Annotated in this window: 16 protein-coding genes and 6 pseudogenes; 7 read left to right on the top strand and 15 right to left on the bottom strand. The window is 63.8% G+C overall.

What is annotated here, in order from left to right:
* Positions 1-102 precede the first annotated feature (102 nt).
* The 4 genes from GGD61_RS41325 to repA form a co-directional block, all read right to left on the bottom strand.
* Positions 103-234 carry a hypothetical protein gene (locus GGD61_RS41325; protein ID WP_283814579.1) on the bottom strand — a complete coding sequence of 44 codons (132 nt, stop codon included), beginning with the start codon at positions 232-234 and terminating at the stop codon, positions 103-105.
* Positions 235-870: 636 nt separating this feature from the next.
* Positions 871-2,085 (bottom strand): plasmid replication protein RepC, encoded by a 1,215-nt coding sequence (repC, locus tag GGD61_RS37205; protein WP_183232224.1) that lies wholly within the window; start codon positions 2,083-2,085, stop codon positions 871-873.
* Positions 2,086-2,339: 254 nt separating this feature from the next.
* Positions 2,340-3,338 carry a plasmid partitioning protein RepB gene (gene repB / locus GGD61_RS37200; RefSeq protein ID WP_183232219.1) on the bottom strand — a complete coding sequence of 333 codons (999 nt, stop codon included), beginning with the start codon at positions 3,336-3,338 and terminating at the stop codon, positions 2,340-2,342.
* Positions 3,338-4,558 (bottom strand): plasmid partitioning protein RepA, encoded by a 1,221-nt coding sequence (gene repA, locus GGD61_RS37195; protein ID WP_183232223.1) that lies wholly within the window; start codon positions 4,556-4,558, stop codon positions 3,338-3,340. The genes repB and repA overlap by 1 nt, the downstream gene beginning before the upstream one ends.
* 1,606 nt (positions 4,559-6,164) lie before the next feature.
* On the opposite strand from repA, the gene GGD61_RS37190 reads away from it, so the two are divergent.
* The 3 genes from GGD61_RS37190 to GGD61_RS37180 all read left to right on the top strand — a co-directional run bounded on the left by GGD61_RS37190 (position 6,165) and on the right by GGD61_RS37180 (position 8,264).
* The gene (locus tag GGD61_RS37190) at positions 6,165-6,407 is read left to right on the top strand and encodes a type II toxin-antitoxin system VapB family antitoxin (RefSeq protein WP_183232218.1); all 243 of its coding nucleotides are present in this window, start codon (positions 6,165-6,167) and stop codon (positions 6,405-6,407) included.
* Positions 6,408-6,532: 125 nt separating this feature from the next.
* Positions 6,533-6,919 (top strand): type II toxin-antitoxin system VapC family toxin, encoded by a 387-nt coding sequence (locus GGD61_RS37185; protein ID WP_246786146.1) that lies wholly within the window; start codon positions 6,533-6,535, stop codon positions 6,917-6,919.
* 145 nt (positions 6,920-7,064) lie between these two features.
* Positions 7,065-8,264 carry an RHE_PE00001 family protein gene (locus GGD61_RS37180; RefSeq protein ID WP_183232217.1) on the top strand — a complete coding sequence of 400 codons (1,200 nt, stop codon included), beginning with the start codon at positions 7,065-7,067 and terminating at the stop codon, positions 8,262-8,264.
* A gap of 276 nt (positions 8,265-8,540) precedes the next feature.
* Here the strand turns inward: GGD61_RS37180 and GGD61_RS37175 are convergent.
* Both GGD61_RS37175 and GGD61_RS37170 read right to left on the bottom strand, forming a co-directional pair.
* Positions 8,541-8,820 (bottom strand): annotated as a pseudogene (locus tag GGD61_RS37175) (type II toxin-antitoxin system RelE/ParE family toxin); the annotation flags it as partial.
* Positions 8,817-9,125: a type II toxin-antitoxin system RelB/DinJ family antitoxin gene (locus tag GGD61_RS37170; RefSeq protein ID WP_183232216.1), complete on the bottom strand. Its 309-nt coding sequence runs from the start codon at positions 9,123-9,125 to the stop codon at positions 8,817-8,819. The pseudogene GGD61_RS37175 and the gene GGD61_RS37170, both read right to left, overlap by 4 nt.
* A 64-nt stretch (positions 9,126-9,189) precedes the next feature.
* Between GGD61_RS37170 and GGD61_RS41740 the strand changes: the two are divergent.
* From GGD61_RS41740 to GGD61_RS37155, 4 genes and pseudogenes are all read left to right on the top strand, one after another.
* Positions 9,190-9,431 (top strand): annotated as a pseudogene (locus GGD61_RS41740) (hypothetical protein); the annotation flags it as partial.
* Positions 9,432-9,781: 350 nt separating this feature from the next.
* Positions 9,782-9,896 (top strand): annotated as a pseudogene (locus GGD61_RS40920) (helix-turn-helix domain-containing protein).
* 158 nt (positions 9,897-10,054) lie between these two features.
* Positions 10,055-11,125 carry an AAA family ATPase gene (locus GGD61_RS37160; RefSeq protein WP_183232215.1) on the top strand — a complete coding sequence of 357 codons (1,071 nt, stop codon included), beginning with the start codon at positions 10,055-10,057 and terminating at the stop codon, positions 11,123-11,125.
* A gap of 124 nt (positions 11,126-11,249) precedes the next feature.
* The gene (locus GGD61_RS37155; RefSeq protein ID WP_183232214.1) at positions 11,250-13,544 is read left to right on the top strand and encodes a S8 family peptidase; all 2,295 of its coding nucleotides are present in this window, start codon (positions 11,250-11,252) and stop codon (positions 13,542-13,544) included.
* Positions 13,545-14,045: 501 nt separating this feature from the next.
* Here GGD61_RS37155 and GGD61_RS37150 read toward each other — a convergent pair.
* From GGD61_RS37150 to GGD61_RS37110, 9 genes and pseudogenes are all read right to left on the bottom strand, one after another.
* Positions 14,046-14,387: a DUF736 domain-containing protein gene (locus GGD61_RS37150; RefSeq protein ID WP_183232213.1), complete on the bottom strand. Its 342-nt coding sequence runs from the start codon at positions 14,385-14,387 to the stop codon at positions 14,046-14,048.
* A gap of 621 nt (positions 14,388-15,008) precedes the next feature.
* Positions 15,009-15,935, bottom strand: coding sequence for an ArdC family protein (locus GGD61_RS37145; RefSeq protein WP_183232222.1), 927 nt, complete (start codon positions 15,933-15,935; stop codon positions 15,009-15,011).
* A 339-nt stretch (positions 15,936-16,274) separates the two neighbouring features.
* Positions 16,275-16,862: a hypothetical protein gene (locus GGD61_RS37140; protein WP_183232212.1), complete on the bottom strand. Its 588-nt coding sequence runs from the start codon at positions 16,860-16,862 to the stop codon at positions 16,275-16,277.
* Positions 16,863-17,216: 354 nt separating this feature from the next.
* On the bottom strand, positions 17,217-17,678 hold the full coding sequence (locus GGD61_RS37135) for a hypothetical protein (RefSeq protein WP_183232211.1): 462 nt from the start codon (positions 17,676-17,678) through the stop codon (positions 17,217-17,219).
* Entirely contained in the window at positions 17,675-18,562 is an 888-nt protein-coding gene (locus tag GGD61_RS37130) for a DUF7007 domain-containing protein (protein WP_183232210.1), read from the bottom strand. Before GGD61_RS37130 ends, GGD61_RS37135 begins: the two co-directional genes overlap by 4 nt.
* Entirely contained in the window at positions 18,559-19,032 is a 474-nt protein-coding gene (locus GGD61_RS37125) for a hypothetical protein (protein WP_183232209.1), read from the bottom strand. The genes GGD61_RS37130 and GGD61_RS37125 overlap by 4 nt, the downstream gene beginning before the upstream one ends.
* A gap of 90 nt (positions 19,033-19,122) precedes the next feature.
* A pseudogene (locus GGD61_RS37120) lies at positions 19,123-20,819 on the bottom strand (ParB/RepB/Spo0J family partition protein).
* Positions 20,820-21,065: 246 nt separating this feature from the next.
* A pseudogene (locus GGD61_RS37115) lies at positions 21,066-26,137 on the bottom strand (N-6 DNA methylase).
* 167 nt (positions 26,138-26,304) lie between these two features.
* Positions 26,305-26,910, bottom strand: a pseudogene (locus GGD61_RS37110) (DUF1419 domain-containing protein).
* Between the last annotated feature and the right edge of the window lie 41 nt (positions 26,911-26,951).

Genomic DNA, 26,951 nt, shown 5'->3' with positions numbered 1-26,951 from the left:
AGCTCCGACGAGCCGAGCGCTACCGGCAGAACGCGTCGATCAAAGGGGTCCCCTTTGGATGCCGATCGGGGGTCCCAGTCCAATGCCGATTGACATCGAACATTACTTGGCCGGCGGCCGCAGCGGGCTTTCGGCCCATTTCCGGGCAGCGGGTTCGCGCAGCGGATCGTTTTCGCAGGCCAAGCAGACGTAGCGCGGCCGGCCCGGCGCGACGTCGTCGGGCACAACCGTCATCGGTTTCCCGCACTTGGGGCACAGCTTCCGGCTCAGGCAGAGCGGAGTCATGGCTTTCCCTGCCGGAACCTAGTTCCCGGTGCGCCGCGAGCTCAAGTAGATCGCCAAAACTTGTCCGTATGCACCAGACCGCTTGACGCGGAGCGCGTCCCGCACTGAAATCCAGTTTTCAGTGATGTTGCGGGGGTGGCGTCGTGGAAGACTTTTATAGGGGCTTCGCGAAGCGGGCGCGCGATCTGGCCGAGAACGCGGACCCGTTCACCAAGCGGTGACTACTCGACCTGGCCCAGCGATACGACCTCAAGAGCAAACCAGGATCACCAGGCGGACGGTCCATCCCGCCGCCGCACGCAACGCCACCGACGGTGCTGTTCGCCGGCTCCGGCGAGTCCTAGAGAAAAGGTCGCAGCGCAGATCGTGGGCTGCCTCACCGCCACATCGTGGGCGCGCCGTTAGTCTATGTTCTGGCACTCCCCGTCTCCTTTCTTCACATCGCACCGCCTCCCGCGCCCTCCGGCAGCGGCATCGGTTCTATCCAACCATCGAACACTTCAATCGCGCCCACAGTGCAGTTCGCGTCCCGCCGTTCCTGAGACGCAGTCGCCAGTCGCAGGGCGTCGGAACGCCAGCTCGCTGCTAGGAAGCCTGTTCATGATTTGCAGTCTTTTGCTTCTTCCAGAGCGCCATGATCTGCGGTCCGATGGAATAGTTCCCGGCCCTAGCTTTAGCCGTCAGACCCCGTAGATAGCCGCCGGGACTTTTGATTTCCGCCGACCGTTGCAGGATCGCGGCGACGGTCACCGCTGCATCGCCCTCCCCCATCGCGTCCACGGCGTCTTCCCAGGCGCTCGGGCTGACCCCCAGCGCCGATCGAACGATTGCGGCCGTCGCGATGAATTCGGGCCAGCTTCCGATCCCTGTCCGTGAGTACATCGCGATGTCGGGGCAAGCCTTGAGGATCATCCCCAACGGGAATCCCGTCGTCTGTTGGCTCCTCCTCTCCGACACCGGTTGGGTTTCACTGATCGCCCCCCCGCCTTCTTGAGAGGCTGGTTCAAGTTCAATAGAGGGGTCTGGATTTGAATTCTGATAGTGCGCGCCGGAATGGTTGTCATTGCCGTCCGTTTTCTGTGCAAAGAGGTGGGAATCCAACAGCTTGCCCGCCTCTGCGGCAAGGCGCTCCAGGCTTTCGGCAAGAGGCTCGAGGAGGCCTAGTCCGACCAGTCGTGGCAAGCGGCCACTGAGGCCTGCGAAGCGCCTCCGGACATCCCCCCAGTCGCCCTGGGCCCCCTCCTCCGCCGCGACGGCAATCATCTTGGCTATATCCCGCCGGAGTATCGAGACACGCTCCCGCGCCAAGGCGACGGTGCGACGCTCGATCCTTACCTCCTCGGCCAGACGTTCGAACTCATCGGCCCGCGCCACGATCGGCGTCAGATCGAACCCGAACGCCTGCTCGATTGTGCCATCGCCAGATCGCCGAGCGTATCGCTTTCCATTGGGGCTATCGCGGCGGATGATGAGTCCCGCGTTGACCAGCGCGAAGAGATGCCGGCGGAGCGTGGTCCCTGCCATGCCGTGCGTGCGCTCGCTCAGAGACGCGTTCGACGGAAAGACAACGAGGTTGCCAGGGGTGAGAGCCGTCTCCGGTAGACACGTCAGCAAGCCGTTGAGCACGGTCAACGCACGATCCGAGATATCGAGCCGCTCCCTCGCATCGGTGATCGCGCGGAAGATCTTCCACTTGTGAACTACTCTGCCTTCAGGGCATGCCTTCGCGGCCGCCTGGCTTGCCATCATGGCAAGCGTCAGCGCGCGCCGCCCGAAGGGCGTGGTTGGGTGACTGTCGATCATGTTCTTCGCCTATTCAGGCAAAGAAAAAGCGCTCGGCGAATCGATACCGCAGCAAATACGCTTGACTAGGATTCGCGTCCGTGATTCTCTAAGGCTGCTTACACGTTAGAGAAGGCTTCCGGGCGGAGACGTTTCGGGGGCCTTTTTCTTTGCGTTCTACTCCTCTGTTGAAAATCGATACGCCTACTGATCGCCCGGCAAGCCTTCTTTGCTGGCTGCGCCATGTTCTGCAGGAGCCTCGGGAAGCGCGCTTACGCAGTTCCTTTGAGGTACTCCACATAGAGTTCACCTAGCCGTCCTACGACAAATTCGCCGAAGCCCGGGGCAACCTTCTCGTTTACCGCGAGGGTGGTCTTTTCCGTTTTGCGGTCGATCGAGGCGACTGCCTTGCCATCGGCAGATGTCCACGATTCAGGTTCCGCTCGCTGTGGCCTGGGCGCAAGCGCTGCGCATACGGCAAGGAAGCGCGCATCGGAATCTTTACTGCGAAAGGCCTGGCTCGAGATCAGTGGCGCCAAGTCGCCAATTGCATCCTTGCCCTGGAGCAAGGCTTCGAGCTCCATCCATCGTCTCCGGCCAGTTTTCGGGGCGGGGCCGATTGCCTCGATCAGCGCACGCGGAATGGCGCGGCCGACCGAGATCAGGCGGGAAAGTTCGGTCTTATCGACGCTAAGGGCGGAGCCGATCGTGTCACGCTTGAACTCGCGGTCCTCGAGAGTGACGGCGTAGATTGCCCTCTCGATGAACGAAAGATCCTTCCGTTCGCCGTTCTCCTTGCCTTGCGCCACCACGAGTTCTTCGTCGGTCATCTTCCTGATGACCGCACGGACCGGCCGTCCGAGTGCCTTCAGCGCCCTCACCCGGCGATGACCGTAAGCCGTTTGGTAGCGGGCCGGCTGACTTGGATGAGGACGCAGTAGAACGGGAACGAGCTGGCCGTTGGCGGAGATCGATTCGACCAGAGCCTCATGCTCCTCGTCCGTACCAGGCATCCGGTCGGGCACGACAGATGCATCGATCAGCGAGGGATCGATTTCGAGCACTGTCTCGCCATTAGCGAACCGATCGGCCAGCGCTTTCGCCGCTTCGCTCTCTGCCGTCAATCGCTCAAGCGATCGACTCATGGCTCCGACGACGCCACGCCCACCGAGGGTCGGGTGGGGTGCCCTCCCCTCCTCGGCCGGCGGCGCATTGGGAGCGGCCGGCTTGGCATCGCTCAGCAGATCACTGAGTAGGTTCTTGCGTCCCATCAGGCTCTCCCCCAGGCCGCTTGCATGAGGTTCTGGATTTCCCCATTGACGCCGTCGAGTGACTCCATCGCGCGGTCGTAGGTCGATCGCGTGAACTGTTCGCGCGGCACCTCGTAGAGGGTTTGCTTGGTGATGCCGGCGTCGCTGATTGCGGTGCTTTTCAGCATCATGTTTGTGATCATGCGGTCGCCGAAAAGCGATCTCATGAAGCCGACCATCTGCGCCTGCGGACCGTCGCCGGGTTCGTAGCGCGTAACGAGATATCTCATCCAATCGTAATTCATGTTGCCGCCGGCTTTCGCGACGACTTCCAACAAGTCCGAGGTCATTAGAAGAAACTGCGACATCGACATAACGTCGAGCATCTGGGGATGCACCGGGATGAGGACTGCGGTCGCGGCGCATAGTGCCGACAGCGTGAGGAATCCCAGTTGGGGCGGACAATCAATGACAACGGCGTCGTAGTTCGCCTCCACCGACCCGAGCACCGTCGCCACCCTTGCGAAGAAGAGTGGATCTCCGGACTGCCGCTGGGCCAGAGCCTTGGGCGTCTCGTGCTCGAATTCCATCAGTTCGATGTTCGCTGGCACGATATCCAGGAGCGGGAAGTAGGTCCGTCGGATGATGTCGCTCAATTCGCGGCGGCTGTCGTCGTAGCGGATGGCGCCATACAAGGTGCCGTTCTCTTCGACGTCGAATTCGGGCTGGTATCCGTGCAGAGCCGACAAGGACGCTTGGGGATCGAGGTCAACGGCAAGAACGCGGTATCCCTGCAAGGCGAGATGCTGGGCCAAGTGCGCCGCGCTGGTGGTCTTGCCGCTACCGCCCTTGAAGTTAACGACAGCTATGACCTGCAGATGCTCCCCTTCCCTGCGCGTCGGCAGATATCGACGCGAGGCCTTTCCGGTCTCGTCGAGATAAGTCCGAAGGGCCTGGATGTCGCCCAAGGAATAGAGACGTCGGCCGGCCGGGCCGATCTCGGGATCGGGCCCCTTCTTCTCGAGCGACAACTGCCGCAAATAGGAGTCGTTCACGCCGATCAACTTGGCCGCTTCGCCGGACGAGAATCGACGTAACGTTTTGGCGGCTTTCGGCGGGAAGAGTTTGAGTCTGTGGGCGACAAGCTTCGCGGACAGCTCGCGAGCGTCCGCAGCGATCAGTTCATGGATCGCGCGAGGCTCATTTAACGCCGAATGATCGGCGACAGTTTGTTCTGTCAAAGACACGGCGGCATCTCGTGGTTACGACATTTTGCCGAAAACTCTACATTCGGCGTTAGTAACTCAGATTCTCTACCGCTCGGCAATGAAGAAAGGGTTAACGAGACATTAAGGACTACGGGCCTGCCGGGGGCAAGGCCAACGAACCAGTCGCGCAAAGGCCGAGTTCCTCATGCATCGCGCTTCAACGAGGAAGCAACCGTGCGGTGAGCGGCGATCCCCTGTTCGGCGATGTTCTCACCGCAATCTCCGTCACCGAAGTGGTCTCTGCCAGACTGGTCGACGTCGACACTTTGAGCACCCTGCCCAACGCCGTCACTCGGCCATCGGCGACGAAATTGCGCCTCCTAAAGCCGCCAGCATGCTGCCGTGGAAGTTCAGAATCCATGGTAAGCATAGAAGATTTCTTCCGCCGAGCGATAGGCTGCTGCCAGCTCGATGCAGTCTTTGTCTGGGAAAGGAAATCTTGGATCGCGAGCGATGGAATTAAGCGAGGCATCCCTCTATCGAAGACTCCCGATCCATCCGTTGCAGCGGTGAAGTGCAAACTCTACGGGGCGCCGCCAACTTTCTTCGCGGGCTGAGCCCGCTTTGGCGACCATTCGGGCCGCTCTCCCCGCATCGTCTGGGCCAACTGCGAGAAGATGCCATACGACGGCGAGACAGCGCAGGACCTCATCACCATCATCGATGGGCCGACCGAAATGTGGTTTCGATCTAGTCTCGTACCAGTGGGAAATTGGACGGATACCCACGAGCCAATCTCTTTGCTCGGCGATTTTTCCGAGGTGCTCTTAGGACCGCCCAGGCGATTCTCGCATCTTCTACCTGCCGGGGGCGATGCGCGGAAGGCTCTTTGGAATTCGATTCTCATGGTGCGGCAAAGGCCGGCAGGCTTTTAACAGACCTGCCCACCCCGCTCTGCTCGACCATGTCCGCTAGGCCAATCTCGGAATTTGCGATTTCGGTCGACTTAGGCTTGGTGGTCAAAGAACCCTTGGCCCCAAATGTCAATTTTGCAACCGGTTCGGACGTGGACGGCTCCACGCCCCAACGTCCAGCGAGGGTCGCGTAATGCGATGCATGGGAAATGTTGACCGCGGTCAACTTTTCTTGGGTGCAGAAAGCCGAATTTGTTCCTCCTAGCGACGCGCGCAGCCCATGCAATGCACGAATCCCCCACCTCCGGTTTGCGGTATTATCACACCTACACGTCCCACCTTTGCGCGCCCGAACATCGAAAGTTGACCGCGGTCAACACGCTGAAGGAAATTGTGAGCCTCAAGTGCGCGCTTGGAATCCGAGGAGCAGGCGCTCTTTTCAAGATTCATTCCCCGACGCAGGAGCCGAGCCGATCCAGATCAGGCAACCCAATCCAGTGACCCTCAAGGTCGCACGGCCTTGGCGCCGTACCGCGGGGCTGGACGCAGCACAGAACGACCAGCAATTCCGACCAGTCTGTTGAGCGTACTGGTCCGACGGGGGTTAACCATCAGAATGCCGCTAGCTGCCGTGAGGAGGCCATGGCGAGCATTGGGGTTGCCCTTCAAGTGGTGTATCCGACGCAGTATGTAAGGATACACGGCGGCGGATAGAGGAGCGCCCGATGGCCTTCCATGTTAAGAATCCCAAGACCGACACGCTGGCACGCAGGGTCGCCGCGCTCAAGAAGATCGGCCTCACCGAGGCTGTGCACGCGCTTGCCCATGAGCTGGAGCGTGAGCAGGGTAAGCCTACCTTGGTCGACCTGGGCGTACAGTTTTGTCGCGATCTCCGGGCCAGGGGCAATCCGCAGAGGGGCAAGGCTGCTGACAAGGCGTTCCGCGACAGCCTGTACGAGGATTCCTGATGTTCATTGACGCTTCGGCGCTCACCACGATGCTGACCGACGAAGACGAGGCGCGCGAGTTGCTAGCGCGCTTGCAGCAAGCACAGCCCGGCTGACTTCGCCGCTGGCCGTCTGGGAGGCGGCGATTGCCATCGGCCCGCGAGCTCAATCTGCCGATCGCCGCGGCGGCCGAAGCGGTCGAGAGTTATCTCGCGCTGATCGAAATCAAAATGGTGAACGTTGCGCCCGAAACAGCCCGCATCGCGCTCGAAGCATACAACCGCTACGGCAAGGGTCGACACCCGCACGGCTCAATTCTAGCGACTGTTTCGCCTAGCCTGCGCCCGCCATCTCGGCGAACCGGTGATGTTCAAGGGCGCCGATTATCGAGGCGGCTGACAAGCGCTACTATCGAAGCGGGCCTGAGCGTGGCAGAAGTAATGAACGTTGATTCGCGGGGGCCACCAAACCTGCGCTGGGAAGCCAGCCCAATTGCCGTGACGACAGTTGACCTTACCTACGAGGACGTCTGAGCGCGGACGGCGGCCGACGGCGTTCCGGAGAGGGAAGGGATCCTCTCGGCGGTTTGGCGCGCCGGCGGCTAGCCCGGCTTGGGTCGCCAGAGCTCGTTGATTGTGAGGCGATTCAATCCCGAGAGGGTCTGGAACCGACATCGCTATGACGGAAACAAAAGCCGTGTTAGCTTCCGTTTCGCTGGTTCCCATTAAGGTTATCAGGGCCTTGCTGACCACCTACAGAATCCCAGATCCGCTGCCCTGGGCCCAGCTCGCCGGGCCGCTCGCCGCGGCCGAGGATGCCGTGGCCCGCTTCGACGAGCGGCTGGCCAAAAGCCCAATCCGCGACGGCGCAATCAGCCGGACACACTTCACCGATGCCTGCGCCAGTTTGTGGCTGGACGGCGAACTTGTCCACCTCGAAGACCTCGTGCTTCACGACGCCGGCATGGATGTCCGCGCTCCCACCCATGAACTGACTCGCGCTCACGCTGTGCTGCGCGCTCGTCGGCGCATCGCCGAGGCGAAGCCCGATTGGGCTCTATCGGCTCCGGGGCTCTCCAGCCTCCGTGGGCGGGGCGAGCGAGAGCAGGAGACGAGCAACCGGAAGGAAGGTGAGGGAGGTTTTGAGATCGACGAGGCTCCCGAGCGGGACGAGGAGGATCTCGAACAGCCGCTCGGTGCCATCGAGGCCGATCCCCATCTGGCCTCCGCCTTCGCTGCCGTCGACGCCGCAAACACCAGGGCGGAGCGCAGGCTTGCCGACGAGACTCGGTTTCGGCCGGAGCGGGATTCTCTCATCTACGATCCCGACTGGGATGAGGAGGAACGCCTCGATCACTGGCGCGATGTGGTTGACCAGACTCGCGGCTTGCCACCGACCCTGGCGGGGGCAATTGCCGCCGACGCATGGGGTGAGATCGAACCGCTCGAGCACACGCCTTGGCTCGGCCGCCTGCTCGCCGCGGCGTTGCTGAGAGACCGCGGCAAAACGCGATCGCATCTGCCGTGCCTGCATGCTGGGCTGAAGAGCATTCCGCGTGAGCGCCGGCGGCCACGCGACGCCGCAGCGCGTTTGGTCGTGCAACTCGAGGCCATGACGGCCGCCGCCGAGTCTGGCCGCAAGGATCACGACCGCTGGCTGATGACCAGAAACCTGCTCGCCCGAAAACTCGCCGGCCGTCGCGCCACTTCAAAACTGCCGGCTCTCCTCGACTACGTGCTGACGAGGCCGATCGTCTCGGCGGGCATGATCGCGGCGGAACTCGGGATCACTCCCCGTGCTGCCCAAAACCTGGTCGCCGAGCTCGGCCTGCGCGAGGCGACCGGGCGGGGACGCTACCGGGCGTGGGGCGTCCTGTAGAGGCGAAAGTCCGTGCTGTGAACGCTCGGCAGAAAGACCGTTTCGCCAGATGAGCGCAGCGGCCGTTTCCAGTGCCCGAGGGTATATGAAAACTCCGGTCACGCTCGAGACGCTGACCAAGGCCTTTATTCGTCCGGCACGCACGCGAGATGAAGGCTTGAAGATTTAGTTTGATCGTACTTGTCGTAGCCAACCTACGATATAGGCAATAAATCGAAACTTGCCCGCCCAGCTGGTCGCACGATACTGTACGGAGCCGCCTCGATCGTCGTGGGTAAGTTCGTCCGGCCACATCTGCGCGCCATGGAGCACGCGCAAGACGCGAACGGTATCGCCGCCGACCAGTACGCCGCGACATAAGATGTACGCGGAATGACCAACTCGCGCGTTACAGCGACACGCCCCTGCCGACCGCTATCCGGAAAGTCGAGCAGGCGCCGCGCGGCATTCGCAATCTGTTCGTCGACATGGACCGCCGCACGAGGATTCTCGGCCTCGATGTGCTGAAAATGCTGTCGCAATCGGACAACGCGAAGCGCGACCAGACGAGTTTCACCGTTCCTGTTCCGGCGCTTTTCGAAACGCGGCGGCTCGGCGTTGTGCGAAATGCGCTTCGACCTTGAAATCATCGATATCAGGCCGCGTGTCGGCCAACGCCTGGCGCACCTTCTCACGAAACCAGGTATCGTAAGCTTGGCTGTTGCTCACGAGTTCCAGCGGGAGCATCCCTTCATTGGCCGTGCGCGTCAGCAGGATCCGCACGGCGTCTGATACCGTGAGACCCATGTTTCCCAGAAGCGCGGTGGCCTTTTCCTTCACGTCCGTATCGATGCGGGTTTGGACCAAGGCATTCGAAGCCATGGCAACCTCCTATTCTCATTCGCAGTGAAATGTAATACATTTGAATGACATGCACCAGCGGCTATCACGCGCCCATACTGATGCTTTGGCCTGTCTGTGGCCCGACGGCGAGCTCGTCCACATGGAAGATCTGGTCCTCCATGACGCCAGCATGGACATCCGCGCACCGACCCACGAGCTCATTCGCGCCCATACCGTGCTGCGGACCCGCCGCCGCATCTCAGGGAAGAGGCCGGCTGGGCGCATTCGATCACCGGGCTTGCCAGCCTGCGGGGCCGCGGCGGACCGGGCACCCTAGGGGAGGGGATGGGAGGCGACGAGACGAGCGACCGGAAGAAACAAAGGGGAGTGGGTAAGGGACGCGTTGGACGACCCGGACCCGACGGAATCAGACTTGGCACTCAGGTCCATCGAGACTGACCCACGACTCGCCGCCACCTTCGCCTCGGTCGAGGAGCGCCGCCGGCCGCGCAATGCCGCTGCGCAGCTCGCCGTACAGCCCGAAGCAATGACGGCCGCCGCCGAAGACGGCTGCAAGGACCACGATGCGATGACCAGAAACCTGCTCGGCCGTAAGCTCGAAGGCCGTCGCGCAACGTCAAAGACTCCCGGCGCTCCTCGACTACGTGCTGACCCGGCCGATCGTGTCGGCCGGCATGATTGCGGCAGCTCGCAATCACACCTCCTGCGGCGCAAAACCTCGTCGCCGAACTCGGCTTGCGCGAGGCGACGGGGAGAGGGCCGAGATATCAGGCGTTGGGAATACCATGATAGCCGAGATGTCGCGGAACGCCCGGCGCCCGGAGCGTTGCCAGCAGCCTCGCTTTCCTGTGATGTGGGTCGGTCAGTCCGTCATTGTAGGTGTCAAGCGGGCGCCAAAATGTTAACCAGTCTTGCCGTATTGATTTGCGATTTCCGGATGTAGCGCGGTGGCCCGAAGCGATCTTCTTCTCTCCATTGTCCGCGCCGGTGCAACCGGCGACCGCAATGCGCTGCGCTCATCGGTGGAGGCCATCGTTGCCGAGGAGCGCGGCAAGAACCACCATATTCTAGCGGACCGTCTCCAACGCGCGTTGAGCACTGTCACAGTCAGTCCGCCTGCCACGCAGCCGTCGGCGGGCCAATCGGGCAAGGATACCATCCTTGAGAGTACGCCTCGACGCCGCCTTGACGAGTTGATCCTGCCACTGCCTGTCAACGAGCAGGTTAAACAGCTTGTCGAGGAGCAGCACAGGGCCGACCTCTTGCGCGCGCATGGCATGCAACCCCGACACCGCGTCCTGCTGTCCGGGCCGCCCGGCAACGGCAAAACCTCTGTTGGAGAAGCGATCGCAGAAGCCTTGGCGGTGCAATTCTTCACGGTTCGCTACGATGCACTCGTGGGCTCATATCTCGGTGAGACCAACACCCGCCTCGCAAGGTTGTTCGACTACGCGCGAACAGTTCCCTGCGTGCTGTTCTTCGATGAGTTCGACTCGATCGGCAAAGAGCGCGGCGACATTCATGAGACCGGCGAGATCAAGCGCGTCGTATCGTTCCTGTTGATGCAGATCGATCAATTGCCGAGCTACGTGGTCACCGTCGCGGCGACGAATCACGCTGAATTGCTGGATCGCGCCGTATGGCGGCGGTTTCAACTGCGGCTAGCGCTGCCGCAACCCTCGCTCGACGCACTTTCTGTCTTTCTCGACCGCCAGTTCGAGGCTTGGCCTGAACCGGCTGGGATTGAAGCCGGCAAGCTTGCCGCTAGCCTGGGACACATCAGCTTCGCGGAGGCTCTCGAATTCTGTCAGACCGTTCGGCGCCAACACATTCTCGCCCTCGGCAACCGCGCGCTGAGGGACATCGTGAGCGAGCAACTCAATCTCTGGACCGCCAGAGTCGCGCCGGAAGAAATCGATGCCACACGACCCGGAGAAACCCCTCCTTCGTCTGAACGATCCGAAAGACACCGGAAGGCGCCGGTCGGGAGGCGGAGGCAGCCAAGCACGGACGTTTGATCGTGCCGCGCAGGGGCGGGCGCATGGTCCAGTTTTTCAGCGTCTGCAGACGATCCTCAATCGACCCGATGCCGCGCTGCAGCTGCGTGCCGACCCCAACTCGTTGGCCCCAGAGCGACTCCTTGTGTTTGAAGTCACCGGCTCGATTCAGAATTTCGTCAACGCCGTGTCACGAATCGCAGGACTTGAGTTCGCAGGCGAAGAAGAATTAGCCGCCGACGAGTTCGACGATAATCCCGAGTTCTATCTTCTCGTCCCGCAGCTCGACGCATTGCGGGAAATCCTCTCCCTTTGGCAAGGCTGGCAGCGAACCGGTTCAGTGCCGCGAAACTATGGGCCGTGGCGACACTTGTTCGCCCAAATGCGGAGCGTGCGCCCGTGGGGCCCGGCAGACCGCGTCTCGCCGCAGAACCGCGAGTATTTTCGTCACAGCATAGACGGCGCACCTGATAACGAGCTGGTTCGGATCGAAATCGAGCTGGTGTTTCGCGCGGGAGGCGATGTCGCTCAGGTCGCCGAGGCTGCCGTGGCAGAGCACATCAGGCAAGGCGGCGGCGCGGTCATCGACCGATCCCGCCGCCCGGAATTTGCCTATCACGCCGTATTGGCCGACGTCCCCGCAGGAGAAATCCGCCGCATTGCCGACCTTGATCCCGCCTCGCTCGCAGGCGCGGATCCGGTGGCTTCGATCGTGCCGCAGAGCCTTGGTACGCCGATCGAGGCAGCAGATCGGACACCCGTGGATCAGGCGAGGCCAGCCGCGCGGCTTGATGATCCGATCGCCGCGATCTTCGACGCGGTTCCAGTTCAGGCGCATCCTCTCTTGGCTGATCGGCTCGCGATCGACGATCCCACCAATCTGGAGGCGAGGGCTGTCGGTGCCCGAGTGCATGGCACCGCCATGGCCTCGATTGTACTCCACGGAGACCTCAACGATCCGCCGAGTCCGATCAGTCGACGCGTCTACTTCCGGCCAGTAATGTACGCACCGACATTGGGAGATGAGATCTTCGACAACGATAGGCTGGTGGTCGACGTCATCGTCGAGGCCATCATGCGCATGCGCGCCAATGGCGGCCCGCACGTCATCGTGGTCAACCTTTCGCTGGGCGACCAGACGAAGCCGTTCGCAGGAAAGATTTCGACCTGGGGACGGGCCTTGGATTATCTTGCTTTCACCTACGGCATCCTTTTTCTAGTGAGCGCCGGCAACGTCAACGATGGAATTCCGCTCGCAGAATTCGCAAATGGAGCCGCTTTCGACGCTGCTACAACGGCTGCGCGCGCGGAAGGAGCATTGCGGGGAATTGATGCTATGAAGGCAGACCGCAGGCTGCTGGCGCCGGCGGATAGTCTAAACGCACTTACGATTGGTGCCTGGCATCGCGATGCGTCGACCGAAGTCTTCCGCGGCGCGAGCCCCTTCGTTCCTTATGACGGCGAAGAGATGCCGAACTTGTCCTCGCGCCTCGGACCTGGTCTGCGCCGTAGCACCAAGCCTGACGCGCTGTTCGCCGGTGGTCGACAGCGCGGGCGTCTTGACCCGATTGCCGCGCCTCCGATCCTTTTGAGCCATCCGCTCCCAAGCCGTTTTTGGGGGCTGAAGGTGGCGGCTCCGCCGGAAAACGGGACGGCGGGACTGCATTTCACGATGGGCACGAGCGCCGCCACGGCGCTTGCCACCCATTCGGCGCATCGCATTTTTGATGCACTCGAGGAGGCCTACCCTGACGTCCTGGCAGGAATGTCGCTGCCGCAACGCGCCTGTTTATTGAAGACTCTACTTGTCCACACGGCCTCATGGCGGGGCTCAGAAGCCTTTATTCGCTCGGTCATTGATCCTGATGAAGCGCTGCATCATGAGCATTGGCGTCGCGAAGTCTGCCGTCATCTTGGATATGGGTTCGTCGATCCTGACGATGCAATCTTCTGCGCGGGGGACCGAGCGACGATGTGGGCCACGGGCACCATTCAACCTGAAGGGTCGATGGCATTCGACGTCCCGCTTCCCGCCATTTTTGGCAGCAATGCCAACCCGCGAGAAGTGCGGGCTACGCTCGCCTGGCTTGCACCGACGCGGCCAGGCTACCTTGCGTATCGAGCGGTCAAGCTGCGGATTCCGTCGTTCCAAGCCGACGCTCTGGAAATGGCCGGCATCGATACTGTCACCGGGCAACCCACGAACAGCCAATCGGAGAGCGGTACGATTGTTCATCGCCGTTGGCGGGACGAACGGATCGGCACCGGCGCTGCAACAATTCCTGTGCAGGTTCAGCGAGAGCGGGATCAAGGTGTACCGATCGACGAGCCTATTCCTTTCGGGTTGACAGTCACGGTCGAGATGCCCGGTGCTGTCGAGGTTTATGATCAGATCTTGCCAAACATCCAGGTGCAGCCGCGTACTCGTGTCCGCGCTTGATGAGCTATCTAGTACATCCGCATAAGGGCAGCTGTCGTGGGAAGAGACTCCAGTTCGCGGGCTTCCGCGCGAGGCACTCGACCGAACGCCATCTGCTCTTCGAGGATTCTTTATGTTGGCAGAATGGCTGCCGGTCAGGGTAGGTACTCTATCCGGATCTCGCCTGCGAGCGTGATGGCGCCTTTTGGCAAGTTCGAGCAGCACGTCGCCGTGGCACCCGAACGGTGCGCGCCAGCAACAAGATCGCGGCCGCCAGCTCGCCGAGCGCATTTATCAGCGCAGGCTGCCGATCCAGGCGCGATATTCCGCGATGACGTCCGCGCGTGAGCCGTCGCATCCGATGACGAAACGGATTGCCCCACTTGCTGGGTCGGCCGAATAGATCCGCGCCGCGTTTGAGTACTTGCCGACAGTCCGCGCCTCAAGACCTTGCACATGATCGTTCTCCTTTCCGCCTACGCGTGAAGGCCCCGCCTGGCGGCGGAGCCTCTACGCGGCGTCTCAGTCGCGACTCGGGCGAGACCAGATGAGCGAGAAGCCTTCCTCGCCTTCGACCTCGACCAGCGTCGCGTAGATCGGAGCCGGGAAGCTCGGGTCGTCCAGCTTGACCGAGTGGTACTCGCGGCCCGTGTCCTGAGACCTCTTCTTCCACATGGCGCCGAACTCGATGTTCGCGCCCGCGAAGATGCGGTAGTCCGGGGCCTTGTCCGAAGTGCGTTCGGCCGGAACGATCTTGGTCTTGACGGTGCCCAGCGCGAGGGTCTTGACGGTGCCGAGGAAACCGTTGCCGTTGACGGTGAAGTTGCCGATGCAGCCATGTTCGTGTCCTCGGGTCGCGACCATCGCGACCTCGATGGCTGTCGTTGACCGGAGGCGATCGGGCCGCACCCGAAGGGCCGCCACGCAGTAGAGGGCGGCCAGGGCGAGGCTTTCTTATCTCGCGAGGAATGGGCGCGCAGCGACCAGGGGAAGAAAGCCGAGAACGGCCGTTGCGGTCTTTTGATCGAGGCGGAGCGCAGCGACGACGGCCTTCGGTTAGACATGCCAAATCGAGGACGCATTGGGCGCGACAGGCCGAACGATGAGGATACGACTGAGCGACACGCAAGCCACACGGCACGACGACGGGCGCATTGGTGAAAGACACTCGCGCGCGCCGCGTAAGCTTTCGTCCAGTCCGGCGGACGCGGTAACAACCACGGACTGTCGCATCGTGGATGACATCGCCCTTCTGCGGCTTCGGAAAGACGCTGGCCCTGAAGCAGACGGGCATCTCGGAAGCCAGAAGAATCCGCCAGGCGCATCTCGCCTACGTCTCAGGATGGGGGGAAGCACCGCCTCTCCAGTCACCAGCACACGCATGACGATGCACATAAAAAAGGCCCCGCCGTGAGGCGAGGCCTTCGTCATTTTCTAGAAAGGTGAACGATGAACGCAAGCAGCCGAGGCGCGGATCGTTGCGCCTCATGCCGCTTGGTCAATCTCGGCGGGCTTGGGTTGAAGATCGTGCAGATAGGTGACTGCCCGCTGAGCGTGGGCGGCCGCGGAGAAGATGAAGCGCTTCTCATTGGACAGCACCTCCAACCACGACGCTAGATAGCTTGCGTGATCGGCGCGCGGCTCGAGCTCGGGTACAATACCAAGATCCGCACTGAGGAAACACGCGCCAAGTTCGGCGACCAACTCTTCGCGGGCGCGCTCGCTCCGATCTTTCGCGTAGCGGCTGAGATCGCGATTGACGCGGTGCGCCGGCGCAGTCCAATGCACGCATTCGTGCGCGAGTGTGGCGGCGTAGCTCTCTGCGTCACGAAAGCTCTCGAATGGCGGCATCTGGATGAGATCGAGCGCCGGCGCGAAAAATGCCTTGTCGCCGCCATGTCGGATGGTTGCGCCCGTATTGGCGAAGAATCCGTCCACATGCGCAATGCGCTGCCCCGGCGCGATGCTTGGCGCCGGGCGCCCGTAATAGTGATCCGGCAAGTCGTCGATCTGATCGACGCAAAACACCGTATAGGCGCGCAGGAACGGAACGGTCCGTTCGACCTCGTCGCCATGCTCATCCGTCTCGGTCTTGGTGAACCTGTTGGCATAGACCACCATCGTTCCGCTCTCACCCTTGCGAACGTGACCGCCGAGTTCGAGCGACTGCTTGAAGGTCATCCAGATCGGTGATGTGAAGCCGCGGGCGACGGCCTCCGACCACAGCAGCACGACGTTGATGCCCTGATAGGGCATGCCGTTGTGGCGCAGCGGCCGCGTGATGCGTCCACCGGCGTTGGCCGCATTCCATGGCTTGACCCACGGACGTACGCCGCGCTCCAGGTCCGCGACGATGCGATCGGTGATCCGCGCATAGATGTCGGCGCGGGGTTTCGTTTCCTTACCTGTCATGATCCTAGTCTCCGTTGAAGACCGCGCCCATCGCGGCCCGTCACGGCGGTCCGCTGCGAAGGCCTGCGGGGTCGCGCATCCGGTGGCGCTGATGGTCTGAGTGGCGACAGAGACGCCGGACCGGAACGTCAGTGGAGGACGGCAAAGCCGTTGCGCTGCCGCGCGGGCCGGAGTATCGACCGACGCCGCTACGGGCCGTGAGGGGCAGTCCAACCCGATTGATTTCTCTTTGCTCGTTTGCGCCGTCGCGCCGTGCGACATGAAAAGGCCGGCCCGCATGGACCGGCCGACATTGAACTGTGAAAGAGAATGGCGGGGCCGAAGCCCCGCCCGGCGGCATCAGTCGAACGCCGACATCTGTGCCTTGGCCGCCTTCCTGCCGACGGTGTCGGTCGTGGGGTCGACGGGACGCTCGAAAGGCTTCCAGGTCTCGCCGACCAGTTTTTCGTAGGCTGCGACGGCGCCCTCGGCGGCCATGCGAAGCGCGTGAGACTGGACGCCCATGTCGGCGGCGAACTCACGCTTGCGCCGTGCCTGGCTGTCGAAGCCGACCGGACCATCGAGGTCCTCATCGCGGCCGTCGTTGGCCAGCTTGGCGGTCGCATCTCGCGCTTCGGTAACTGCGCGGGTGTAGAACTGGCCGGCGCCGTGCGCGGAGCCGACGTAAGCGCCGACGATCCGTTGAAGGTGAATCTGCATTGCGCGTTCGCTCAGGCCGTCCTTGAGCGCGTCGGCGGTTTCGATGATGAGCCTCTCATGCAGATCGCTGATGCCGTCGCTGTCCAGGATCGCAAGCCCGAAGCTTTCGGAGATGCGCTGTGCCTGCGCCGCGTCGGGGCAGGCGAGCCGGACCATTTCGAGAGTGGTGCCCTTGCGAAGCGGGATGACACGGGCGCTGGCGCGAGAGGAACGAGCAGGTTTGGTCATGGTGAATTCCTTGTCTGGTTTCGCCGTCGGTTCGATCCGGCCCCTGCCGGACCTCCCTTCGGGTGCGCTCGCCGAGCGCCGCCGGGATGAGGGCCGCTTCAAGGTCCGGGGACCGCCAGGCGAGCGAGGCCCGGTTGCGGACAAGCGGGGCTCAGCTTGCTGGAGCCCTGCGCGGGACGCGGCCGGGTCTTGCCGAGATCGGCGGTCTCCGGTCGCTTGCGACTTGGCCTTGAAGCGGACCGCCGGGGGCGCAGACCGCAGCAAACCCGAGGGGAGAGCCGACGGGGTCCGGGGCCGGGGTTGGCGAAACTTTGGAAAGGTTCGAGCCAGCAGATCGCCAGCTTCGCGCCGAGCTCAAGATGTTTCCGCCTGAGCGGGCCGCAAGGTCGGCCTAGGCTCTAGCGAGGCCGCAGCGCCATGCCGCTTCCCCGGACGACAGTCGGCCGGACTGCGACATTCATCCTTGCGATGCGCGCACTCCGGGTCGCCACGAGCGGGGCGAGACTCCGGCGCGCATCGGGTTCGCAGCGTTTCGATCGCGGCATCCTGCCGGGCGAGCTTGCGCGACAGCGCGTCGATCTCCGGCTGGCGCTCTGCCGTGATCGCCGCGAGGTTCGAGCGATAGCGTTCGAGGAATGCACTCGGGTCAGGCGGCTTGCCGCGACGATATCCGGACCGCTTGCGGCCGAGCTGCGGGATCAGCGCCGTCATGCGGCGGATGATCTGCCGGTCGATTATGTCGAGCTGGCGCTGCGTCTGGCGACGCGCCTCCTCCATGCGCGAAAGCTGGGCGAGGCGTTCGGGGGAAGCCTTCATGGCGACGTCCTTCCCTGCCAACCGATGAAGCTCGATGGTCCGGAATAGACCGGGTGGCGGGTCTCATCGACGACGAAGCCGAAGCGGCCAATCCGGTACTCGTCGCAGGGGACGAGGAAACGTCGCTCCTCGGTGCCCGCGCCGCGTCTGCCGCCCGGCGTGGCGACGACTTCAATAAAGCCCGGCTGCTGATCCGACGTGATCGCCGACACGACGATCCAGTTCTCGGCGTGCTCCTTCTCGAATGCGCGCCGATCCTTCTCGCGGGATTCGCCGGGCTGGAGCACAGTCCCGAAGATCGCCTCCCACGCATCGGGCCAGCTATCCTTGATGGTGCGCTCGGCGCAGCCCCGCTCGTAGCCCGTGAACAGATGCGGGAAGGTGATCGCCACGATCGCCCAGGCCTCATCTTCTTCGTACCAGCCGCTCCGAGCGCGCAGTACAGGGTTGACCTTGCGGTTGCGCTCGGCCGAGAGATGGAAGCCGCCGTGGCCCGCCGAATGGCAGACAATGCCCTCCGCATAGACGGTTGCACCCTGCGACGGACCCCATGGCGTGTTCGCATTGGAGCCGATGTCGCGACGGCCGAGCGCACGCTTCTCGCGCTGATGCTCTGCGTTCTCCACGACCTTCGTGCGGAACGCCGCCTCCTCGGCGAGCCCGCCGGAATGGCCGTAGAAGTCAGAGCGCTTCCATTCGGCAATCGGCCGGTTGATGCGCCAGCCGGTCGCGAGATAATGGCGGCCGTCGCGTCCCGGCAGCATGGCGAAGGCCGTGTCGCCGACGCGAGCGACGAGATCGCCGTCGCCGTTGCGGCCGAACTCGACCTCGGGAAATCCAGAATCCGAGTCCGGCTCGGTGGTGAGGGGTGAGGGCGTAGTCATGCGGCTGTCCTCCCCTCCATGACGTCAGCTGCTGGCGCATCGGCGGTCACCTCGTCGAGAACCGCATCCGGATAGCCGTGGCTCTGCAGCCAGGCTTCGGCGCCGGCGCGGCTAGCGAGATAGACGAGTTCGGCGTCCTCGCCGGATCGGCTGAGCACGCGGACCGCCCCGCCCCTCGGGCGTTCGGTCACGACGAATCTCAGGTCGCTGTCGACCGAGAAGGTCCGGTGGACGCGAAGGACCACAACCCCGCCGCCGCCATAGTCGCCGGCGTGCAGTGTGATGGTGGCGGCTATGACGGTGTTGCCGACGCGGCGTTCTGCCTGCTTGCGGATCAGCCGGCCGCCGCTGTTGCGGTGTTCCCAGGCTGCGAGCTTCTTGCGGTGACGTTCCGGCGGCCGCGGAGTGCCGTCGGAAAACCGGATGATCGCGCCGAGCGGGACCAGGTCGTAGATCAATTGGGCGGACATGGACGTCCTCCTGTTCATGGGTAGTGGAAACGAAGCCGCCGCCGGGTGGCCGGCGGCGGGATGTCATTCGGATTGTCGATAGCGTGCGGGCTATTCAGCCGCCTCACGGAACGCCTCGTCACCTAAGGCTTCGCCGCTGTGCTCGTCGCCAGCGCCAGGGTCCTCGATCTGGTCCTCGATCTGGTCGTCGGCCTCGTCGGCGGCGGTGACCACGTTCTTTGCCAGCCAAGCCAGTAAGTTGACCTTGTCCGGAGCGAACAGCGCAGCCGGATGAACGAAGCGGCCTTCCTTGAAGTGCTCGACCAAAGCGGCGCGGGTGTCTTTCACCTTTTGGCGCGGGAGAACCGAGGTGTCCTTGCACGAGCCTTCGAGCGCGGTGCGCGACAGGCACGACAGGAAGTCGTCGGTTCCCATGTTCGGCAGGAAGTTGTCCGCGCCGACCACTTGGCCTGCGACGCGCGCAACGATGCCGCTGTCGGTGCGTTTTCCCGGCACGAGAGAACCTCAACGAGGATCGAGCGCGCCGCAACGCGCAGCGTGTCCATGTCGAGGACGAGCTTGCCGTCCTGATCGAACAGCGTCGCGGCATGGCGCGCAATCCGGCGGTTGCCGTAATAGGTACCGCTGCTACCGGAATCGACCGAGACGTTCTGACCGGCGAAGGCGAGGATCAACAGCGCCATCAGCGCGTCATCCTCGACTGGGGCGCTCGCCAGCGCCTCGTGGAGGGCGTCCGTCCGGAGGTCGCCGATGATCTCGACGCCCTTGCGCGTCACTTCAGGACGTGGCTTCGAGACCGCTGTGCTCTCATCGGCAGCATCCGCGCCGGCCGCCGTGCCCTTGTCCTTCGACTTCTTCGCCGCAGGCATGCGGTAATGCACGCTCGAGACCCGCCCGTCCCGGTCGAGATACATCGCCGTACAATCCGACTTCGACGGCTTGCCGTAGACGCGCTCCGCCTTTGGCGGCAGCTTGACCTCACCCCAGTTCGTCGTCTCGGCGATGATGCCCTTCTTCGGCAAGTTGTTCGTCATCCACTCCTGCTGCGCGCCGAGGAATGCCTCGACATCTGTGGTGTAGCGGCTGTCCTCGTCTGCTGGTGCGAACAGGTCCTCGACCCACTGAATGCCGTAGGCCTGGGCGAGGTCGTCACCGAAGCTGGCGTGACGAGCGTACATGCGGGCCTTGGTCAGGGCTTGCGCGACGCTTCCCCACGACACCTGCGGATCCGCCTTGGAGGGCTTGTGCTTCTTCCAAACCTCCTTCTGCTCATCGAGCGAGGCCGAGGCGATGGTACGAAGCTGACGTTCGTCTGGCATGTCGCCCTTGGCCATGTGATCGAGCATGATCGGCAGCACGTTCGCGAGCAGGCGGAGCTTCCTGATCTGCCGGACGGGCAGGGTCAATGCGACGCCGATTGCCTCTTCGGTCCACCCGAGCGCGACGAGGCGTTCGATCGCACGCCACTGGTCGACGGGATTGAGCGCCTCGCGCGCGATGTTCTCGATCATCGAGCGCATGGCGCCGTTGTCGTTCGCCGCCTCGTCGACGAGGACGTCGATCTCCTCGAGGCCGGCGGCGATCGCCTGCTTGACGCGGCGATGACCCGCATTGATGACATAGCCGTTGCCGCCGCCGGTCTCGGGCGTGATGACGGGTGGCTGGACGATGCCGACGGCCTTGATTGTCGCAAGCAGCAGGGCGTCGGCCTGCGGCGTCGACTTCGTCTGGCGCATGCGGTCGGGATTTTCGTTCAGCGCACGCGGATCAATCTTGATGAGATGCATGGGATTTCTCCTGTTCGGGTTCGCGGACCCCGCCTTGCGGGTCCTTCCTTGTCTTCTTTCCGAAGACCCCCCGACCCCGCGGAGCGGTCGGGCCGGCACAACTGCGGCCGAGCATCCCTGCCAGGCCGGACGAGCAGGGCTAACAGCCCTGCGAAGGACGACGGGCTGGGATCGCGCAGGCGGCGGTTGAGCGTTAGCGCTGCCGGCCTGGCCGATCTGCGAGCGCGGTTTTCCCTTCCTCCCTCATCACGCTGCGATTGCGGCCTCGTCCGCGCCCTCCACATCCGTCGCGAGAGCATTCTCGACCTCCGCCAACTGCCGGCGCTTCTCGGCGAGGTCGGCTGCAAGTGCGAATTCGCCGTCCTCCCGCGACCGGTACGAGGAGAGCCGGCGACGTGCGTCGGCGAGACGCTGGGTCGAGCGCGTGCTCCAGGCGAGAGATCGCACCGAGCGGCGTCACCGTTACGGGCAACTCTATCTCTTGCTCATCCCCGGTGCGGATCAGCATGGTGGTGTAGCGATAGCCGTCACGGCTGTAACGCTCGCCGCAGTACGCGAGGTCAAACCCGCCGATCGTGGCGATGATAGTCTCGCGCTCCTGCTGGAGCTGGACGAGGGTCAGGATTTCCTTCATCAGGGCGCGGCCGGCCTCCTTGCGCTCGACATAGCGCTTGCCGGCAACGGTCGCGGCGAAGGCGTCGCCGGCGGTCGGAACGAGGTGCTCGATATCCTTGCCGACCTCCGCGATCCGCCGCGTGCAGAACTCGATGTCGCGTTCCGCGTCCCGAATCTGCCGACGGACGGCGTGCTGGTCGTCGATATGGGCCGCGCGCAGACGCTCGAGCCGGGCGACGTCGGCTTCGAGCCCGGCCTTTAGCATCAGCCGCTGGTCGCCGCTCGCGATCGCCTTGGCCATCGCGAACTGGTTGGCCTGGCCTTCGCCGAGGTCCTCGAGCCGACGGATCGACGTGTCGCCGGAGAGCGCCGCGGCGATGAAGCGAGCCTTGCGCTCGTTGTTCTGCCACATGCTCGCGTCGAGCGAGCCCTCGGTCGCATAGGCGAAGATGTCGATCACGTCGTGCTGGTTGCCCTGGCGCTCGATCCGGCCCTCGCGCTGTGCGATCTGCGACGGCAGCCACGGCACGTCGAGGTGATGGAGCGCCTTCAGGCGAAGCTGCGCATTGACGCCCGTTCCCATTGTATCTGAGGAGCCGATCAGGAAGCGGACCTTGCCGGAGCGTACGTCGCCGAACAGACGCTGCTTGGCCTCGGACTTCCTAAAGTCCTGCATGAAGGCGATCTCGGACGGAGGCACGCCCATGCGGACGAGCTCGTCTCTGATCCAGCGATAGGCCGAGAAGCCGCGTGTCTTCTCGACGCTGATCGTTCCGAGATCGGAGAAGATCATCTGCGCGGCGCCCGGCAGCTCGTACGGCTTGCCATCGGCGCGCACGTAACTGTTGTCGGACGTCTCCTTCCAGATGCGGAAGGCGTTACCGACAAGAAGATTCAACTGGTTGTTCGGTTCGTTATCGCTGTCCGGATCGACCAGACGCAGGTCAATCGCCGCATGCCGCCCGTCGGTAATGACCGAGAGCAAAATGTCGTCACCCGGCTCCGGCGGCCGGCCGCGCGTCTCGATCGCCTTGATCCGCGCGTCGAGCAGGGCCTGGTAGCGCTTGAACGCCGGCGTCGGTTTTGCCGTCAGGATCTGGCGCTTGCCCGTCGAGACCGCCGGGACCTTCACGTACTGCCGCAGGTCCTCCGGCATCACCACGTCGGCGAAGGACCTGAAATGGCGATCAATTCAGGGACGTTCACAAAGGTGGCGAAGCGGGTGACCGGCTTGTACCTGCCGGACGGCTGGAGCTCGAGCTCCGTCGAGACGTCGCCGAAAGTCGAGGCCCAGGCGTCGAACTCGTGCAGGCCCCTAACCAGGAGCGCGGCGTAGCCGAGATAGCGCTGCACCGAAAACATCTCACCGAGCGTGTTGGTAATCGGCGTGCCGGAGGCGAGCACCAGCGCCCGCCCAGGGTTCTTGGTCTCGATGAAGCGCGACTTCACATAGAGGTCCCAGGCGCGCTGCGAGCCGTTGGGGTCGACGCCCTTCAATGTCGACATATTGGTAGCGAAGGATAGCCTGCGAAACTCCTGCGCCTCGTCGACGATGATCTGATCGACGCCGATCTCGGAGATGGTCAGGAGATCGTCCTTGCGCGTGGCCAGCGCTTCGAGCCGTTCCTTCAATCCCTCCTTCAGCCGCTCGAGCCGCTTGCGCGAGACGAGGTCGTCGCTTTCCACCTTGGTCAGGAGCTGCTCGTAGAGTTCGAGCTCATCCTGGATCATTTGCTGCTCGAAGGCGGACGGGACGCCGATGAAGCGGAAGGCCGAATGGGTGATAATGATCGCATCCCACGGCGCGGTCGCGGCGCGCGACAGGAAGCGATGCCGCTTGTCCTTGGTGAAGTTGGTCTCGTCGGCGACGAGGATGCGGGCGCCGGGATAGAGCGCCAGGAACTCGCGCGCCGCCTGCGCCAGGCAATGGCCCGGAACGACAAGCATGGCTTTGGCGATCAGCCCGAGGCGGCGCTGCTCCATGATCGCAGCCGCCATCGTCATCGTCTTGCCGGCGCCGACGGCGTGGGCGAGATAGGTCGCCCCCGAGGCGATGATGCGCCAGATCCCGCGCTTCTGATGTTCGTAGAGAACGAAGGCGCCTGAAGCGCCCGGGAGCTTCAGATGGGAGCCGTCGAAGGCGCGCGGCACGATATTGTTGAAGCGGTCGTTGTAGACCCGCGCCAGCCGGTCGGTCCGATCCGGATCGGACCAGATCCAATTCTGGAACGCGGTCTTGATCCTCGAGAGTTTCTCCTTTGCCGCCTCGGTGTCGACGACGTTGAGGACCCGACGCTCGCTATCGCCGTCTTTGATGGTGTCGAAGATCTGCGGGACGGAGGAGTTGAGCGCATCAGAGAGAAGCTGGCCGGCGTGCCGCCGCTCCGTGCCCCATTCCGACGTGCCGGCGGCCAGCCAGCCGAGCTGGCGGGCCTCCACGGTCCACGACGCCATTCCGGCATGTGGTGAATCCTGATCTCCGCGCCCATCGTTTCCTTGACGAAGGCGACGATGTCGGCGGCGGGAGTCCACGGCGCGCCAAGGCGCGCGGTGATGTCCGAGGGCCGGAGGTCGGCAGGCTGCACGTCGCGCAGGGCGGTCACGTTGCGCGCATAGGCGGGGTCGAGCGCAGCCGCCGCTTCCGCCGCCGCAAGCTTCGACCGGACCGCACCCGACAGATAAGCGTCCGCCGTCTGCCACGAGCCGCTGCTGGGATCGCGGAAGATGGCGCTGCCGAGTTCGGCAATGACGTCGTCCGCATCGCAGTGCACGAGCTCCGCGATGTGGTCGGGGTCAACATGCCCGCGCTCGTTGAGAACGACGGCCAGCGCGTCGGCGGCGCTGGTGATGACGGGCGGCGCCGGCGGAGCAATCACCCGCTCGGTGAAGATCGGACCCGGCTTCGCCGTATCCGACTCGAGGTCGTAGTCTTCGATCGAGGCGACGAGCCAGCAGTCCGGATCGTCCAGGAATGGCTGCAGGTTCGGCCTGCGGTGCGTTTCGCGGACCTCACCGGTTTGGTCGTCCTCGGCCGTCGACACGACCGTCGTGTTGATCGGCCCGAAGGCGCGCACGAAGTTAGACCAAGCGATGCGCAGCTTGACTTGCGCATCCTTCCACGGCCAGTCGAGCTCCTGGCACTTCAGCACCTCTCGCACCGCGTCGCGGATCGGGATCAGCTTCTGGACGATTCGGACATGCTTTTCCGGAATGCCATCGGCGCTGCGGCCCTTGCGCACCCAGACAGCAGCCGGCTTCCCGTCGAGGATCTGCATCAAGCCATGCCGGTTATCGAGGAGATAGCTACCCTCGAGCGCCGTGAGGCTCCCCGAGCTCTCCGACTTCGCCGGCTCGGCCTCGTCTTCGCAGTCAGGGTCGATCGCCTCCGGTTCGCCGTTATAGATTGCGGCCGGAAGGAGGGTGATCGCCTCGTCCAGCGCGGTCGCGAGGTCCTCGCCGTCATCAGGCACACAGGTGTAGGTCTCGCCAAACGGGCCGGAGGTCAGCGCGTGCGCGCCGAGCACAAGGTGGCGATGGCACGCGAACCAGCGGTTGACGCGAATTGCGCCCTCGTCCTCGGTCGCCGGGCGCACCTCGTCGAGCTCGAGCCACGAGAGGTCGCCTTCGGGCTCGCCCTGCTTGCGCCGCCGGAAGAACAGGATGTCGACCACGACGTCGGTGCCGGCATCGGCGCGGAAGCTACCCTCCGGCAGACGGATGGCACTGAGGAGATCGGCGTGCTTCGCGATCAGCGCGCGCGCCGAGCCATCCGCCTTATCCATCGTGCCGTGCGACGTGACAAAGGCGGCAAGACCGCCCGGCTTCAGCAGCTTGATCGCCTTAACGATGAAGTAGTCGTGGAGCCCCAGACCGAGCGAGCGCAGCGTGCGGTCCGAGCGGACGGTGCGATCGGAGAAGGGCGGGTTGCCGATCACAAGGTCGAACCGCGCCGGCAGCTCGGTGCGCGCGAAATCGCCGGTGACGATCCGCGCCCGGGGCTGCAACAGCCGCGCGATGCGCGCCGTGACAGGATCGAGCTCGACGCCGGTGACGTGGGAGACTTCGCGTAGAACTGGCGGCATCAGCGCCGGAAACATGCCGGTGCCGATGCCGGGCTCGAGCACGCGGCCGCCGCGCCAGCCGAGTCGCAGCAAAGCCGCCCACATCGTCTGGACGATGAACTCCGGCGTGAAATGGGCGTACTGGGTGCAGCGTGCCAGCGAAGCGTAGTCAGCCTCATCGACCGCATCCTGCAGATCGGCCCCGATCTCGTCCCAGCCCTTCGCGAATTCGGTTGCGCCGGGCCTTCGGAAAACGCCATTGGCGAGCTCCGAGGCGCCGAAGCCGGTAAAGCGGATCAGTTGCCGCTGCTCCTCGGCCGTCGCGGGGCGCTCCTCGCTCTCGATCTGTGCTGCGAGCCGAACTGCGGCGATGCTGTCGCGGGCGCGCTGCTTCCAGCCCTTTGCGAGTCCGCGCTCGCCGGAAAGATACAAATTGTCGCCGCGCTTGCGGGGACCGTCATCGGAGCGCCGCGCCGCTTCGATGGCCGGGCCTACCGGGGCCAGCGTCGACGGCGGTGGATCATGCTCATGGTCGTCGTCACCGCCGAAATCGGCGGCAAAGGCCGTGACGCCAAGGCCGAGGCTGGATGAAAGGGCGGTATTGCCGAAGAGGTCGAGGGTAAAAGGATCGTCGTGCGGCATAGGAAATGTCCTCCAGTTGGGCGCGCGCCGCCGTCCGCCAACCGCGGGCTGCGATGGACAGGCACGGGGATGCGGGGGTTGATGAGTGGGCCCGCGGCGGGCCGGGTTCTGAAATGCGGGCGCCCGGCGCGAGGCCGGGCTGCCGAGGGGCGGGGAGGGGGGTCGGGCTAGGCGGCAACAGTCTCCGGCAGATGGCGGAACTGCACCGGCAGCTTGGCCGCGATCTCTGCCTCGGTGAGGTCGTCGAGCAGCTTTAGGACCGTGCCGCTCTGGCCGGCATAGACGAGTACAGTGCGGCGGCCGCGCGCGGCCTGCGGCCAGCGCTCGCCGGCTTAGCCGCGATAATCGTCATGCGTGCTCGACCAGATGTGCTCGAGCCGCTCGTCGCGCGTCATCGCGCGCACGGGCCGTGACTCGCGCTCGATGATCGCCGCCTTCATCCGCTCCAGCGACAGCCGGTCGGAAAGATCGCAATAGCCGTGAAACCAGCGCCGCTTTCCGTCGATCGCAAGGGCGAAGAAGATGCTGGTGACGCTGCCCGTCATGAATTCACGCATCGCGAACATGTCAGCGCGCATGAACAGCGGCGGCAGGATTTCGAGCATGTAGTCGTGCTCCCGCTCGTTGACCTCGAACCACTCACCGGCGAAGAGACGTTGGCCTTCACCTTCGGCCATCGCAGGGTCACCACGATGGCGATTGAACAAGCGGTGCATTTCGTGGCGCGTCGCAACGCCCTCGAAGACTTTGCGGATGCTGGGGGAGGTGTGCATGGGCGGCTCCTCTTGGCCTGGCCGGACTGACAGCGCGAGCG

This window comes from Bradyrhizobium sp. SBR1B (genome assembly GCF_014198205.1).
Classification (GTDB): domain Bacteria; phylum Pseudomonadota; class Alphaproteobacteria; order Rhizobiales; family Xanthobacteraceae; genus Bradyrhizobium.
Note: the sequence above shows the minus strand (reverse complement) of the source record. Positions and strands in the feature narration are given on the sequence as shown.

Coding starts and splice junctions, on each gene's coding strand:
- repB (WP_183232219.1), bottom strand. CDS start 3,338: ATGGGACGCAAGAACCTACTCAGTGATCTGCTGAGCGATGCCAAGCCG.
- GGD61_RS37145 (WP_183232222.1), bottom strand. CDS start 15,935: ATGACAGGTAAGGAAACGAAACCCCGCGCCGACATCTATGCGCGGATC.
- GGD61_RS37125 (WP_183232209.1), bottom strand. CDS start 19,032: ATGTCCGCCCAATTGATCTACGACCTGGTCCCGCTCGGCGCGATCATC.
- GGD61_RS41325 (WP_283814579.1), bottom strand. CDS start 234: ATGACGGTTGTGCCCGACGACGTCGCGCCGGGCCGGCCGCGCTACGTC.
- GGD61_RS37130 (WP_183232210.1), bottom strand. CDS start 18,562: ATGACTACGCCCTCACCCCTCACCACCGAGCCGGACTCGGATTCTGGA.
- GGD61_RS37140 (WP_183232212.1), bottom strand. CDS start 16,862: ATGACCAAACCTGCTCGTTCCTCTCGCGCCAGCGCCCGTGTCATCCCG.
- GGD61_RS37190 (WP_183232218.1), top strand. CDS start 6,165: ATGGCCTTCCATGTTAAGAATCCCAAGACCGACACGCTGGCACGCAGG.
- GGD61_RS37170 (WP_183232216.1), bottom strand. CDS start 9,125: ATGGCTTCGAATGCCTTGGTCCAAACCCGCATCGATACGGACGTGAAG.
- GGD61_RS37180 (WP_183232217.1), top strand. CDS start 7,065: ATGACGGAAACAAAAGCCGTGTTAGCTTCCGTTTCGCTGGTTCCCATT.
- GGD61_RS37135 (WP_183232211.1), bottom strand. CDS start 17,678: ATGAAGGCTTCCCCCGAACGCCTCGCCCAGCTTTCGCGCATGGAGGAG.
- GGD61_RS37150 (WP_183232213.1), bottom strand. CDS start 14,387: ATGGTCGCGACCCGAGGACACGAACATGGCTGCATCGGCAACTTCACC.